This is a genomic window from Nonomuraea sp. NPDC049684 (genome assembly GCF_044465345.1).
Taxonomy (GTDB): domain Bacteria; phylum Actinomycetota; class Actinomycetes; order Streptosporangiales; family Streptosporangiaceae; genus Nonomuraea.
On record NZ_JBITLO010000030.1, the window covers coordinates 1 to 14,777 of the forward strand.

The window sequence follows — 14,777 nt, forward strand, 5'->3', positions numbered from 1 at the left end:
CCACCCGGTACGACAAACTCGCCGTCCGCTACGAAGCCACCGTCCACATCGCCGCCATCAACGACTGGCTCACGATCCTTTGAGACACGGCCTAGCCCGCGCAAGATCATCCCGCACATATCCCCCATCCCGCCATAGCGAGAGAGCGGCTGATGCGGCTTGGGCATGCGGATGCTGTCCTCGGGCGGTGCACTCTTCCTTGCATGGCCGAGCCGGGGGAAGACATTCGAACGAATGTGTTCCACCCGGCCCCTCGAACAGCTATCGTCTCAACATCAGTTACGGCACGCCGGGCTTCCGCCGCGACGCGGTTTAGGAAAGCCCCCAATCCGTAGGAGTAGCTCATGCTGCCCAAGCGCATGGCCGCGTCAGCGTGGCCTTGTTCGCACATCGCCCCACTCAGGGCCCTTTAATGATCAACGACGGCAGTATCGTGCTGCGTGTAGGTGATCTTCCAACCGCTCGTATCGCCAAGCTCGTAAGCCTTTCACCGGCCGATACGCTGGCTCGAGCTGAGACCCTCCTGACGCTCCACAAGTTCGATCGGCTTCCTGTCCTCGTAGACGCCTCGACCCTGTTGGGCGTCGCAACGCTCCGGTCGATCTCCATCGTTCGTATGAGCGCCCGGTCGGCAGATCTCCTCGCTGCGGTGCAACAGGCCCACGTGGTGAGTATCGAGGCCGAGTTGGAGAACGTCATGCCGATCTTGACTTATCACGGCTTCGCCTATGTTCAGGATGAGCAGTCACACGTATCCGGGATCGTTACCCTGAAGGGTGCCTTGTCACTGCTGGAGCGGTTCAGCGGTACCCACCTGCCCCTGGGGGAAATCGAACGTCGTCTGCGCGGGATCGTGAACCAGGCGTTCCATACCATCGCTGAGTTGCGGGACGTGACTGGCCGATCTCGTATTCACTCGGTGGAGGACCTGGACCTGGGCGGCATCGAGCATGTTCTGCGACGTGCCGACTGCTGGCACCGCCTAGGGTGGCAGGTAGACCAGGATGCGTTCATCGAAGAGGTCTCGGCCGTCCGTCAGATCCGAAACGGGTTCGCGCATCATCGAGGTGCGGTGCTCTCACCCCCAAATGATGGCGAAGTCGACCGCTTGGTCACGTTCCTGAGCTGGCTCCGCGCGTTGACAGCTCAGTAATTCCCTGACTGGGAACAGAGCTCTGCAGAGGTATAAGTGATGTCCCAGATGACGTCCTTCGAGGGGAGGCTGCAATGATGGTCCGTAGGTCTGTCGAGGCGAAGAAAACGGTTTCGGGGGGTAGCCCTTCGGCTAAAAATCTCAGTGAGTCCATGGGGGTACCGGCCAGCCTGCCGTCTGGACCCCTTCAGCATTCGGCGGAGAGTCTGGTTCGGCTGACGTCGGAGTTGGCATCCGAACGTACTTTGGGTCAAGAGATCGCCGAGCACCTACGGGCCAGCGCTGGGATCACTGCCAGTCAGGCTGAGCAGCGTCTCTGGGCCCAGAGCCTGCCACTTCTTGCGCGGGATTTGGTCGATGCAGGGCTTGGCGGGGTCGAGATGTTGGTCGAATATCAGATGCCGCTGACGAGCAGGCGGGCTGATGTGGTCCTGGCCGGGATTAATCCCAATACCGGCCGTGACCAGCTCGTCGTAGTCGAGTTGAAGCAATGGACACAAGCCACGGTGTGTGGAGAGGACCAGAGTGTGGTCCAGGTAGCCGGCATGGGCAGTCGTCCCAAGCTTCACCCAGTGATTCAAGCTCGTGGATATTGCGAATATCTGGCCGACTTTCTGGGCGCTGTTAACGACCAATCTGGCGCTGTTCATGGCGTGGTCTACCTGTACAACGCCACTGATTCGGAAATTCTAGATCTTTATGCCATGGAGGATGATCGCGTACAGCTATTCAGCAAGAGTCGGCGCGTGCAGTTCCTCGACTATCTTCGGACTCAGTTTGCCTCTGTGCCAGGGAAACCGGCAGCCGAGCGCCTGTTGAAGAGCCCGGTGCGGGCGTCAAAGTCGCTGCTCAAGGTGGCCGGAACGGAGATTAGGAATCGCGGTCAGTTCGTCCTCATTGATCGGCAGCGGCTGGCCTATGAGTTGGTCCTACAGGCCGTTCGCGAGGCGATGAACAGCGACCGCAAGAAGGTCGTTGTGATATCTGGTGGGCCAGGATCTGGCAAGAGCGTGATTGCTCTCTCTCTTCTTGCCGAGTTGTCTAGTCAAGGTTATCGAACCTTGCATGCGACGGGCTCTAAGGCATTCACGGAGGTCATGCGTCGGGTAGTGGCAAAGGGCTCAGCTCAGACTAAGTCAATGTTCACATACTTCAACAACTTCATGACCGCCAAGCCAAATGAAATTGACGTATTGCTCTGTGACGAGGCGCATCGAATTCGAGAGACGTCGGCTAACCGCTTCAGCAGGTCGGCAGATCGGACTGGCCGTCTCCAGCTCGATGAGCTAATCGCCGCAGCTCGTGTGCCGGTGTTCCTGCTCGACGAGCACCAGGCGGTACGGCCAGGCGAGACGGGAACTGTGCATCGGATTCGGGAGCGCGCTTCCGCACTCGGCCTAGCTGTACAGCAGGTCGACCTAGACGCACAGTTCCGTTTTGGCGGGAGCGATGCTTATACGGAGTGGGTCCTGAGGCTGCTTGGTCTCGACAAGGAGGAGTTGGCGCCCCGACTGTGGTCGGGCGGCGACAGCTTCACTGTTACTGCCGCCCAGTCTCCGCATGAACTGGAGTCGCTGCTTCGGGCGAAGTTGGCTGAGGGTTTCTCGGCGCGGATGACAGCAGGGTTCTGCTGGGAGTGGAGCGCTCCAGTTGGGGACACGCTTGTAGCTGATGTTCGTATCGGAGATTGGGCCCGACCTTGGACTGTCAAGGGTGACCGTCCGATTGGCGACGCTCCAGCAAGCGCTCTTTGGGCAGCTCTGCCAGGTGGGTTCGATCAAGTCGGTACCGTCTATACGGCGCAGGGGTTCGAGTACGACTGGAATGGCGTAATCTTCGGCCCCGACCTAGTCTATAGGGAAGGGCGATTGGTTACAGTGCCGGCGGCGAGCAGGGATCCCGCGATTAGGAGTATTGGGGGAGCCCATGCCGATAGGTTGATTCGCAACACGTATAGGGTTCTACTGACGCGCGCAATGGTGGGCACCGTAATTTACTCGACGGACCCGGAGACGCAGGCGTATTTCACGTCATTGATTGCCGCGTCTAGGTAGTCTGGGCTTGCCATGGTTCGGCCAAAACTAGCGCCTGATCCAGCCCGAGGCTGGATCTTTTTTGGGGCCGAAGGGTCAAACCTGTGGCACCCATTATAGGAGAGCGCGGGCTGTACCATTCAGTTACGCAACCTGACTTGGGCAAGCGCCCTAGACCGATGTCCGCTCTTTCCTGGTTATCCCGTTTATGTCCCGCAATCGATCGTCCTCGCGGGATCCGCTAGAGCGTGCGACATTGGTGGCGGGCCGGCCAGGCGCGGATGACATCTCGACCACGTTCCGGCCCGCCAGATCGTCCATGGGTCAGGTCGCCTTGTGATCAACCTGCGTAACGTCATGCAGGATTCCTGAGGATGTATAGAAGACTTCAGGTGGAAGGGACTCATGGTGGATTGGGACCAGGGCGTGATCGTGTGCCGCGCGGCACGCCAGGTAGTCGAAGCTGGTGTTCTGACCGGGGAGTCGTCGTTTGTTCCTGGCCGGCGCACCTGGACAGTGGATGCCGCGGACGAGTTGTTCCGCCGGTTCGTTGAGAACTTCGACGAGTCGTCTGACGAGTTCCTGGTCAAGCTCAAACGGCAGATCGCCGAGGGTAGCGACGAGGCGATCGTGCTTGCCGCAGAACTGCTCTACCTCAACGTCATGCCGCTCAGCCCTGCCACCATTGGCGTCAATCGCAAATTCGAGATCCTAGGCAGCGTGTTGTCGTGGGCTTCCTTCGAGGCGAAGGTGCCCGACGATTTGGCCGCGGCAGCCTCACCGGGCTACATGAAGGGTGGCCAAGCGTTCCTCAACTACCGCTGGGCCCAGTTCGCCTTCCTCATCCGCCTCACGCAGCTGCTGGTGAAGCTACCGCTCCACGAACGGGAATCGGCTCTGCGGGATCCGTGGTGCTTCCGGGACCTGGCCGAATCGGTGCTCACGGACTACGACGGCAAGTCGCGGGCCCGTGCCCAGTTCCACGTGCTGCTGTTCTTACTGTTCCCTGATGTGTTCGCCCCGGTCTCGGTCGAGCGCAACAAGCAGCTCATCCGGGATGCCTTTGCAGACCGGCTGGCCGAGCCGACTGGGGATCTCGATCGAGACATACACGCCATCCGCCAGCTGATCGAAGCAGAACACGGCGGACGGTTCAGTTTCTATGACGAGCCCTGGCGGTCTCGCTGGGAGCCGCCTCCGCCACCGCGGTCGCAGAAGGGCTGGCTGGTACGCGGAGCCAACGTCGACAGCGTCAACGCGATCCCGCAGTGGCTGGCCGACGGCTTCTGCTCAGTCAGCTTCTCTGAAATCGAACAACTGCCCGCCGGCGCGTCCCGGCAGCAGGTCAAGGACGCTGTTGCCGTGGCGCTTCCCGACGCCAAACAAGGCAAAAGGGACGTCACGGCCGGTCAGCTGTGGCGTTTCCTTAGCGGCTTCCAACCCGGTGATCTCATCGCGACCGTCGACGGCGATGCCGTCTATGTCGGCACCATCACCAGCGACGCGTATTACGACGATTCAGCCGGCCGTGGACTGGCTCGCCGTCGCTCGGTCGAGTGGCAGCCCACCGCCATGAGCCGCCAGACCCTCCCCGAGGAAGCCCAGGCCAAGCTTAAGACCGCGATGACGATCGGTGAGCTGACCAGTGTGATCGCGGCGCTGGCCACCAGCGCAGGGCTGGAAGAAAAACTCACCGACGAGGTGTTGGCCCAGGACGAGACCCGCGGCCTGATCGTGCCCACACTCACCCAGGCGTTCGCCGACGACCTGCTCATGCCGCTCAGCTGGCTGCAGGAGACCGCCGACCTGCTGACCGCCAAGCGGCAGATGATCCTCTACGGCCCACCCGGGACCGGCAAGACCTACCTGGCAACCAAGCTCGGTGAAGCGCTGGCAGGCCCCGATCGCACCAAGCTGGTGCAGTTCCACCCTTCTTACGGGTACGAGGATTTCATCGAAGGCTTCCGCCCCCGGCTCGGCGAGAACGGCACGGTCGGCTTTGACCTGGTGCCCGGCCCGTTCAAGAACGCGGTGGAGGCGGCCGAGAAGGAGCCCGACCGGCCGTATGTCCTGGTCATCGATGAGATCAACCGCGCCAATCTGGCCAAGGTGTTCGGCGAGTTGTACTTCTTGCTGGAGTACCGCAACCACGAGATCACTCTGCAGTACTCGCCGGATGAGCCGTTCAAGCTACCCAAGAACGTTTTCGTCATCGGCACCATGAACACCATTGACCGCTCAGTGGCATTGATCGACGCGGCCATGCGCCGCCGGTTCGTCTTCCGCGCGCTGATCCCAGACCGGCTCCCGGTCGACGGACTGCTACGCCGCTGGCTGGAGCGCGAGGGACTCTCCGTTCTGCCCGCGCTCCTGCTGGAGGAAGTCAACCGCCGCCTGAATGACCCGGACCGGGCCGTCGGCCCCTCGTACCTGATGACGCCCAACGCGGCCACCCGCCGCGGACTGGAACTCATCTGGGCGGCGGAGATCCTGCCCCTGCTGGAAGATCAGCTCTACGGCAAAGTCGACGACATCGAGGCCGAGTACGGCCTGCCGGCCCTGCTCGCCGCGCTCGGTCACACTCTGCCGTGACCCTGCATCTCCACCTCGCCGAGGCCACCGCCAGCCTGCCTCAGCCCCTGACTCCGGCGCAGGTCGCCACGCTGGCCACCGTCCCAGAACTGGTCACCATTACCCCGACTGCAGGCGGACGGTGGCGGCTCGCGGGACGCCAGCGCGTCGGGACCGTACGGCTTGGTCACAAGGACGGCGCCATCGAGCTAAGCATCCAGCCGAAATTGCCCGTCCGGCGGCTCTTTGGCCTGCTAGGTGACTACGACGACGTCTGGCAACACCGCCAGATCACCGCATCGACCGACGATCTGCTCGTGCCCGCACTGGCCACTGTGTTCGCCCGCGCGGCAGAGCGTGCGCTCCGCGGCGGGGTTCTGCACGGCTATGTCTACCGCGAGGACGCTCTCGCCGTCATCCGGGGCCGCATCCGGACCAGCGCTCAGCTGAGCCGCCGGATGGGGCTGCCCACTGTGATCGAGGTCGCCTACGACGACTACCTGGCCGACATTCCCGAGAACCAGATACTGCTCGGCGCGATCGAGCTCGCCCAGACCCTGCCGGGCGTCGCGGACACCACGATTGCGCTGCTGCGGCACCTGGCCGGGCGGCTCGTCGGCGTTGTCTCCGCCCGACCAGGGGCGCTGCCGACGTGGCGGCCGACCCGGCTCAACGAACGCTATGTCCCCGCGCTCCGACTAGCGGAATTGATCCTTGCTGGGGCCTCACTGCAACAGGAGGGTGCGCAGGCGATACAGATCGACGGCTTCATCCTGAACATGGCCCAGATCTTCGAACGCTTCCTCACCCGGCAGTTGACCACTGGGCTTTTGCCGTACGGCTTGCGCTGCGTCGCCCAGCAGGGGCACCGGCTGGATCAGCAGAGGCGGGTGCTGATCCAGCCCGACATCCTCATCTACCGCGACGGGCGACCCACCGCGGTCGTGGACGCGAAGTACCGGACTCTGGACGGGGCTCCGCCAACGGGGCATCTGTTCCAGCTGATCTCCTACTGCACCGCTCTCGGCCTTGCCGAGGGGCACCTCGTCTATGCCTCCGGAACGCCGTCAGCAGAGCCGTACCGGATCAAGAAGTCGGATATCAGGGTGTACGTGCATGGTCTGGATCTCAGCCAAGGGCCCACCGATCTGGCAATCGCGGTAGCCGCGTTGGTCGACCGCCTCGCTGCAGGCCCCGAAGGGCCACGCCAAAGGGTAGATCCAATCCCACTGTAGGAGGAAGCGGTTAATCCGTCCCGTGGGGTGGCTTGAGCTGGGCCAACAGCCCAAGCGTGGAAGTCAGCCGGGATCATCCCGCATGTGTCCCAACACATACAGGCGGCCCACGGCAGTCAGTAGAGGAGTTCAGTGTGCCCCGTGTGCGTTGATGACGAGTCAGGTGTTCGCGCAGATGTGCTCCGACTTGATGGTCACGGTGGATCTCGCCAAGCAGCGGTCTTTGGTTGCCGTCTACCGGTTGGCAGGGGCCACGGGGACACCTGCTGCCACGTTCAGCGTGTTGTGACGGAGCTTGCGGTCAAGAGTGCACGGCGCTCGGATCCGTTGGCATCAAAGAGGCAGCCTCATCGTGGTCCGTGGCCGGGACAACGTCCAGTGCGTTACTAGTGGTGCTCCCTGTAGCTGAGGCCCTTCTAGATCGATCTTCCTATCATGCTCGTGTCCGAGGAAGATTGACGGTGGGGATGGCTGGCGAGGAAGGGGTGCGAGAGGTGCCCGTTTTTCGTGTATTTGGATGCTCATGTGAGGTGGGTGCCGGTAGCATCCCGGATGTAGATTCGTCGTGGATTGGTGGAGGTTGTGGTGGATGAAACAGTGAACCTTCGGATGAGTGGAGGTTTTGCCGAGCAGGAGCTCCGGTCGCTCTACGATTGGTTGTTGAGGGACCTCGATGCCCTTGACTATATGGATGTGCGCCTGCAGTCTAAGGACCCGGAGCCCGGTGAGATGGGCGACACTCTCGATCTCATCGCTCTGGCCGTGACGAGCGCATTGCAATGGCCCGCTTTCATCGAGACAGTGGCGCAGTGGCGTAGAACGCGGCGGCATCGCCCACAGGTAACCATTGAACGTGGGGGAACCACCGTCGTGGTATCCGAGGCGGAGTCGGAACTCGTGGTTCAGATTCTCAAGGCGTTGGAGGGGAACGATTGAGTCTCCCTGATCCCTTAACCTCGCGTGCCGTGCTGATTGGCACGAGCAAGTACACCTATCTAGCGTCTCTCCCTGCCGTTGAAAACAACCTGACGACCTTGGGCGGTCTCCTTCAAAGATCTGACCTGTGGGGACTGCCGGCAGAACACTGCACGATTGTCCATAATCCCACCACGGTAGATGCGATGATGGATCCACTGTGGCAGGCTAGAGAAGAGGCAAAAGACACTCTTATCGTGTACTTCGCTGGCCATGGATTGATGCATTCCGTGGAGAGCGATCTGTATCTCACTCTAGTAGACTCGCATAAGGACCGCATGTACAGTGCGGTGGCCTATGACACGGTACGAAACGAGCTTCGAGCGAGTCGCGCGCAGCGAAAAATCGTAATCCTAGACTGTTGCTACAGTGGACTTGCGCTAGGGCTGATGGGCGCCGAAGACGGTACAGAACGTGTCGCTAACAATGCCCGTGTCACTGGCACATACTTGATGACTGCGACGGCCGAGAATAAGACGGCGCTCGGCGGTCTCGACACCTATACTGCCTTCACTGGCGAGCTCATACATCTCATTAGTACGGGAATCCCGGAACAGCCTGAGTTTCTCGAGCTGGATACAATCTTCCAACATGCGCGCGAGTCGTTGCGAGATAAGGGCCTTCCTATCCCACAGAAGCGCGAGTCACACTTTGCCGCGCGCCTCACCTTGGTGCGTAACCGCGCACATAAAAGCCAGCAACGTATTACGACAAAAGAGTTTTACGGTGTCATCGAGGGGATTCGGCCAGGGACCATTTTCGAGAGCCGTAGAGCTCTGCACGACGCAGGTGTTCACCGGCCGTTGCAGGCAGGCATCTGCGGCACTGCTGAGCGGGGCGGCGCCGAGTCCATCGTCGTTTCGGGGGGTTACAAGGACGATGAGGATTACGGGGATGTGATCATCTACACCGGACATGGTGGGCGTGATCCTAATACTGGCGTGCAGGTCAAAGACCAGTCGGCAGACGACTCGGGCAATGCTGCTCTCATCAAGAGCATTATGACTGGGCTGCCAGTTCGGGTCGTTCGTGGCGCTGGGGGTGTCAAGGAATTTTCGCCGCCAGCTGGCTATAGCTATGACGGGATATTCACGGTAGCTGATTACTGGACCAAACGCAGCGTCGATGGGCCTATAGTCCTCCAGTTTCGACTTGAGCAGATAGATGACGGGACGCCTAAGAAGGCTGGGGCGCTCCATCTGAGTCGCAAGCTTTCCCCTGGACGTAGGGAAGAGGTCGCTCCAGGAGTTTATGCGGACAGGCTGCTCGCGGCGGAACTAAAGCAAGTGTACGACCATGCATGTCAGGTATGTGGCACTGTGCTAGAGGTGCCAGGGGGCCTACGAATTGCTGCTACCGTGCATATCCGTGGGCGAGAACAGCCTCACATGGGCCCTGACAGCAAAGACAACATGCTTTGCCTGTGCCCTAACCATCGAGATCTTTTTAGATACGGTGCGATCACCATTGAGGATGATTACAGCATAATTGATCGTACGGATGGCGAGACAATCGGAAAACTTGTGCTGAAGCATGACGTTGATCGTGACTTTCTCCGCTACCATCGCGAGCATCACGCTCTCGGGCCCAGTGGTTCGGCGGATGGTCAAATGCAGCTCTAAATAGGTGGAGCTTCTGCCTTCAAGGTCGTGCCAATGCGTGCGCAAATTAGAGCGTGTGAATTGAAGCAGGTAAGGAAAGAGGGCGTAACCAGGTTGCGGCGCGCGAACTAGATTGGTCATGGAGGGGTGGGCTGAGACCTTCGTTTGTGCCCGAGGGCATGCCTGGGATGGCGCGCTCGGATCATACGACTTCCGTGGCGCTGCGATCGGCCGCTCCTGACGGATCCTTATGCTCCCATATACGAGCCTCACGAGATGCGGGAAGATCGGAAATATGCCAATATCCATGCCATCCGTCGACCGATGTCCCTTCTGCGATTATCTCACCGGGTTTCACTCTTCCACCATCCTGGAACGAGGGGAGCAGGTCGCGATCCTTGTCACGCGTTGGCAACGTGGGCAGGGACACGTGCTGGTGATCCCGGTGGCTCACCGTCCTACCGTTATGGACGTGGCCCCGGCAGAAGAGCAGCAATTGATGAGCGCCGTGCGGCGCGCGGCCCGTGCCATCACAGCGGCCTACGACCCTGAGGGCATCGCTGTCTGGCAGAACAACGGGGTATCTGCGCGCCAAGCCGTCCCCCATGTTCACTTCCATGTGGCCGGCACTCTCCCCGAGGGTGGCACGCAGTCGGGCGAGGTCCCTTGTCTCGACCTCGATGAGACCGAAGAGATCGCCAAGCGCCTCAGTCCATATCTCTGAGGGTCCCGCTGGTGATGACGTCCCTTGGACTCCTAACCAGCTCAGATCGCCGGAGCATATGCACTAGTTAGGCGCCCAGACTGGTCTGAGGCAGCGCGTTCAGTCTTTCGGATCGTCAAGTCTAGGGGCCTTCGTTGGCGGTCGAGCTCATCAACTGCCTGACACCGCCGTCCCGCCCTCCCATCTGCGATCAGTGGTGGCTCGCTGGCATGGGGCGAACACACGGGCACTGGTGTGGTAGAGCCCGTTTGGCCATGGTCGGCAGTCGGTCGTGTATGTCCTTATCCGGTTCGTCGTGTGGCTCACCTGCCCCCTGAACAGGCTTCCGGGCGGCCGTCTCCCCTCAGCTTCGCTTCCAGCATCGCAGAGGGAAGCCCGTTGACTTCACGCATGGCTTCCCTACCGCAGCCATCCTCCGGCTGGAAACGGGAAACGTGGCGACTGGCCTTGCCCGCGCCGCACCGGTGGCGCACTCTTACAGACAGTAACTCTCGGTGCCGCGGACATGCTGGAGGTCCATGGTGGTCCAGGGGCAGGTCCGCTTCGGTCGAGAATTGCGCAGGCGACGCCTCGCCGCCGGCCTCACTCTCACCAGCCTGTCCAAGCTCGTCCACTACAGCAAGGCTCAGTTGAGCAAGGTCGAGAGGGGCTTGAAAGCGCCCAGCCAGGAGCTGGCCCGTTTGTGTGACACCGCGCTCGGCGGTGGGGGCAGTCTCGCTGCCCTCATCCCCATGCGGCCCGCTGGAACGCGAGTTTCCGAGGCGACAAACGATGACGTGGAGGAGGTGTGGCTGATGCAGTTGTCTGGCGACGGGCAGAGCTGGTTTCAGCCGTTGAGTCGGCGACAGGCGATGACGATGGGCGTAGCGACGGTTGCTGGCATGAGCATTGGCCGCCAAGACACGGCCTTTCCTGTTGAGAACGGCACTCTGCTGGGGATGTCCCGCGCATTATTCGAGCACTACCGGCAGCTTGGGCAGGTGGCCGGCCCGGAGCTGGTGCTACCCGCGCTCATCGCCCAGGTTCACTCGCTTCAGGAGCTTTCCTCCCGTATGGGGTCAACCACCAGAAACGCGCTCTTGCGGCTCGCCTCGCGGTACGCCGAATACGCCGGATGGATGATGCAGGAGTTCGGCAACGATGAGGCTGCCTTGTGGTGGACTCGGCGGGCAATCGATCTCGCGGCCGCCGGCGGAGATCGCGACTTGGCCGCGTACGGGCACGTTCGCCACGCGCTGGTCACGCTGTACCGCGGCGATCCATCACAGACAATTGAGCTGGCGAAGCGCGCGCAGGGCGCCGGATTGCCGCCCCGCATCCGCGGCCTGGCCGCACAGCGCGAGGCCCAGGGGCACGCCCTCGCGGGCGACTATGACTCCTGCATGCGTAGCCTTGACCAAGCTCGCGCGCTGCTGGATCAGCACGCGCCCAACTCGCAGTCGCCCGTCATCGGCACGACGAATCTGTCCGACCCGGTCGGCATGATCACCGGCTGGTGCCTGCATGATCTGGGGCGACCGCAGGAGGCGGCTCAAGTCATCGGTACGCACTTGGCGCTTGTACCGCCGCAAGCGCTGCGCACCCGCGCTCGCTTCGGTATTCGTCACGCACTCGCCTACGCCGTGGCGGGCGAGATCGAACACGCCTGCCGCCTGTCCGCCGAACTGCTGGCCGGCGCTGTCACCGTGAGCTCCGCCACCATCGCCCAGGACATACGCGCTCTTGCGCGGACGCTCGCTCGACACCCTAGAAATCCGGCAGCACGCGAACTGGCGCAGGAAATGGCCGCAGCCGCGCAAGCGGTCAACCTGCAGACCTAGAGAAAGGGCAGCCAGTAATGCACGAGGTGTTCATCAACTATCGCACAGGAGATGGCGAGAAGGTCGCCGCACTGCTTGAGCGGGATCTCTCGCACCGTTTCGGAGACGAGCACGTCTTCCGCGCCTCTAAGTCCATTCCGCCCGGGTCTGCGTACCCTCGCGAGCTGATCAGCGCGGTACATCGCAGCTACGTCGTGCTCGTCGTGGTGGGAGAGAACTGGTCGAGGCGTCCAGAACTGCACGATGAGGACGACTGGGTGCGCAGGGAAATACTGGAGGCGTTCACCTGCGGCATTGAGGTGATCCCCGTCCTGGACGGTAGGAAGACCGAGCGCCTGAACCCGGCCGATCTGCCCGAAGCGCTGAAGCGCCTCGCGAACGTGCAGTCGGAACGACTCGACTTCCAGGATCTGCAGTCAGGTCTCATCCGCATAGGCAACATGCTGGCCACAAAGCTGCCCCAGTTGAAGGCAGTGGATCGGTCCGTCCAGCAAGAGCCAAGGGGCGGCAGCGTGAGCAACTCGGTCGACGAAGTCCAGGGGACCGCCATCCAGAGCCGTGACATCACCGGCGACGTCGGCACAGTCATCAAAGGCAATCAAGGACCCGTCCACACCGGCAAAGGCGACCTCTACCATCATTCCCCCCACGTTTCCGGGACCGGCGGAACATACATCGCCGGCGACAACCAGGGCGGCGTGCGGCACGATTTCGGTGGAGCCCGCCGGCATGAGGGGGACGACAGTTGACCGAGGTCTCAGACGTTCACGGGCCTGTGCATACAGGGACCGGAGATCTCTACTTCATGGAGGCGGCGCGGGGCCGAGGCCCCCGACCGACCTTCATCGAGGAACTGGACTGGCTGTGGCGACATTATGTCCACCCGCCCGGCCATGGGCAGGCGAGCGACATCCTCAAGGCTTGCCGAACGTTGCTCCTGGACGGCGCACCAGGGAATGGTCGGATAGCCACTGCAAGGGTCCTGTTGCGCGAGCTGTCCTCTGGAGCGGAACGGTTCCACGAGTTGACATGGGAGGAGAAGAACGGGCGATACCTACTGGAACCGGCCTCGATCGGCGATGACGACCGCGTGTGGTTGGACCTGTCGCGAGCCGACGAGCGGGCCTGGCGCTGCTTCCAAGACGAGTTGTCCTCGCTACGCAAAATGGTGGTCGAGCACGCCGCGTTCCTGGTGATCGTCCTGCCCGGTAACGGACGCGAGGGGCTCTCGCCCGAGTTCGGGCAGTTCCACTGGACGATCGGCCATCCTCCAGCTCAAGAGGTCCTTCGCCGTTACCTGCGGCTGGCGGGCGTACCAGGCGCTGTGACCATTCCTCCGCCCGAGTTCCTGAAGACCGAGCGGCCCGTCAGGGAGATCGCCAAGTTCGCCGATCTCGTTGTCTCGGCGTACAAGAACGCACCTGAAGCCCCGCACCATGCTTGGTACAAATCCGCAGAAAGTGCGTACAGCGGCTTTGGAACAGGGGTTGCCGAGGCTGTCAAAGAGCTGCGTCACGGCCCCCAGCGCGCCTTGCTCCTGGCCACGGCGATGCTGCACAACGCGCATGTCGACCATGTCCACGATGCCGCCGTGGCGCTGCTTGACATCGTCGGCTACGCGGACGAACGACATTCACTGGAACGTTCCGATCTCCTCACCAGCCTCGGCGAAATCGGCGCCGTCCCCGACGCCAACGGCCACGTACGGTTCAAGGAACTCGGATACGACGCTGCCGTCCGCGCACTCTTCTGGCATCACATGCCGGGCTTACGCGACGGCATCCAGAGATGGGTCGGAAGGATGATCGACGACCCGTGCCTTCCTGATGACGATCGCTACCAGCTGGCGAAGCGCTTCGCGGAGCAGTGCCTGAACCTGAGATACAGACATGTCCTGGTCGAGTCGGTGGCGGAGTGGACCAAGGGACCGAAGACCTACCGCAGGCAGATGGCTGCTGACCAAGCGTTGCGCCGCGCGCTCACAGCCGAGGAACACGGCATGTCCTTCCGCAAGCAGATCTACAACTGGGCGCGCGACGATCACCTGTCCGAGTCGCTGGCGCAGGTGATCATTAGGATGTGTACCGAGGTCATCGCTGTCACCCACCCTGATCAGGCTGTGGTGCGTCTCCACCACCGGGCCCGGCGCGAGAGCCGCAGCACGAATGCTCGTACAGCACTGCTAGAAATGGTCGCCGCGGACCCGTGGCTCCGCCGACTGCTGCTCGTCCGGCTCACCCGGCTCGCCATAAATGGCAGGGAGTGGCGAAGAGACGTCGAGCTCTTCCTCGACGTCGCCGAACCCACCGTTTTCACCGCTCCCGGCGATCGAGATCGGCCGCTTGTCGCGGAAGCAGAGATACGAGCCTTGCTGACCGAGGGGTGGAAGCGCGCCTTCCGCGAGACTGCCGCGCTGGCCTGGTACGACAGGGCGCGGGAGTGGCTCATCACGGCTCTTCATGACGATCGCCATCGTGACCTGCTCGTTGACATCCTCATCGAGGGAAGTGAGCGCCGTGGCGACGTCCTGGGCGGCCTCTACACCGCGGCCCGTAGCCTGTCGCGATTCACGCCGGATGACCGGGCGCGCAGCGCCACCCTTCTCAACGTGGTCCTGTGGAAAATCTGCACCGCCCAAGGCATTCAGGTCAGCTGATCAACCTTC

Annotated in this window: 11 protein-coding genes; 10 read left to right on the forward strand and 1 reads right to left on the reverse strand. The window is 62.0% G+C overall.

The window, feature by feature from the left end:
- A partial coding sequence (locus ACIBST_RS48455) for a hypothetical protein (RefSeq protein ID WP_397180213.1) occupies positions 1–245 on the reverse strand: 245 nt, incomplete at its 3' end.
- Between the two features lie 167 nt (positions 246–412).
- On the opposite strand from ACIBST_RS48455, the gene ACIBST_RS48460 reads away from it, so the two are divergent.
- The 10 genes from ACIBST_RS48460 (at position 413) to ACIBST_RS48505 (ending at position 14,768) form a co-directional block, all read left to right on the forward strand.
- The gene (locus ACIBST_RS48460; protein ID WP_397180214.1) at positions 413–1,153 is read left to right on the forward strand and encodes a CBS domain-containing protein; all 741 of its coding nucleotides are present in this window, start codon (positions 413–415) and stop codon (positions 1,151–1,153) included.
- A gap of 227 nt (positions 1,154–1,380) precedes the next feature.
- Entirely contained in the window at positions 1,381–3,207 is a 1,827-nt protein-coding gene (locus ACIBST_RS48465) for a DNA/RNA helicase domain-containing protein (protein WP_397180215.1), read from the forward strand.
- Positions 3,208–3,591: 384 nt separating this feature from the next.
- Positions 3,592–5,778: an McrB family protein gene (locus ACIBST_RS48470; RefSeq protein WP_397180216.1), complete on the forward strand. Its 2,187-nt coding sequence runs from the start codon at positions 3,592–3,594 to the stop codon at positions 5,776–5,778.
- Positions 5,775–6,992 carry an McrC family protein gene (locus tag ACIBST_RS48475; protein ID WP_397180217.1) on the forward strand — a complete coding sequence of 406 codons (1,218 nt, stop codon included), beginning with the start codon at positions 5,775–5,777 and terminating at the stop codon, positions 6,990–6,992. Before ACIBST_RS48470 ends, ACIBST_RS48475 begins: the two co-directional genes overlap by 4 nt.
- 585 nt (positions 6,993–7,577) lie before the next feature.
- Positions 7,578–7,928, forward strand: coding sequence for a hypothetical protein (locus tag ACIBST_RS48480; protein ID WP_397180218.1), 351 nt, complete (start codon positions 7,578–7,580; stop codon positions 7,926–7,928).
- 29 nt (positions 7,929–7,957) lie between these two features.
- The gene (locus tag ACIBST_RS48485) at positions 7,958–9,589 is read left to right on the forward strand and encodes a YDG/SRA domain-containing protein (protein WP_397180219.1); all 1,632 of its coding nucleotides are present in this window, start codon (positions 7,958–7,960) and stop codon (positions 9,587–9,589) included.
- A 286-nt stretch (positions 9,590–9,875) separates the two neighbouring features.
- Complete coding sequence (locus ACIBST_RS48490) at positions 9,876–10,292, forward strand: HIT family protein (protein WP_397180220.1); 417 nt, start codon at positions 9,876–9,878, stop codon at positions 10,290–10,292.
- A 518-nt stretch (positions 10,293–10,810) separates the two neighbouring features.
- A complete protein-coding gene (locus tag ACIBST_RS48495) occupies positions 10,811–12,112 on the forward strand; it encodes a helix-turn-helix domain-containing protein (RefSeq protein ID WP_397180221.1) in 1,302 nt (433 codons plus the stop codon).
- 17 nt (positions 12,113–12,129) lie between these two features.
- Complete coding sequence (locus ACIBST_RS48500; RefSeq protein WP_397180222.1) at positions 12,130–12,861, forward strand: toll/interleukin-1 receptor domain-containing protein; 732 nt, start codon at positions 12,130–12,132, stop codon at positions 12,859–12,861.
- Between the two features lie 56 nt (positions 12,862–12,917).
- Positions 12,918–14,768, forward strand: a complete 1,851-nt coding sequence (locus ACIBST_RS48505) for a hypothetical protein (protein WP_397180223.1) — start codon at positions 12,918–12,920, stop codon at positions 14,766–14,768.
- Positions 14,769–14,777 lie beyond the last annotated feature (9 nt).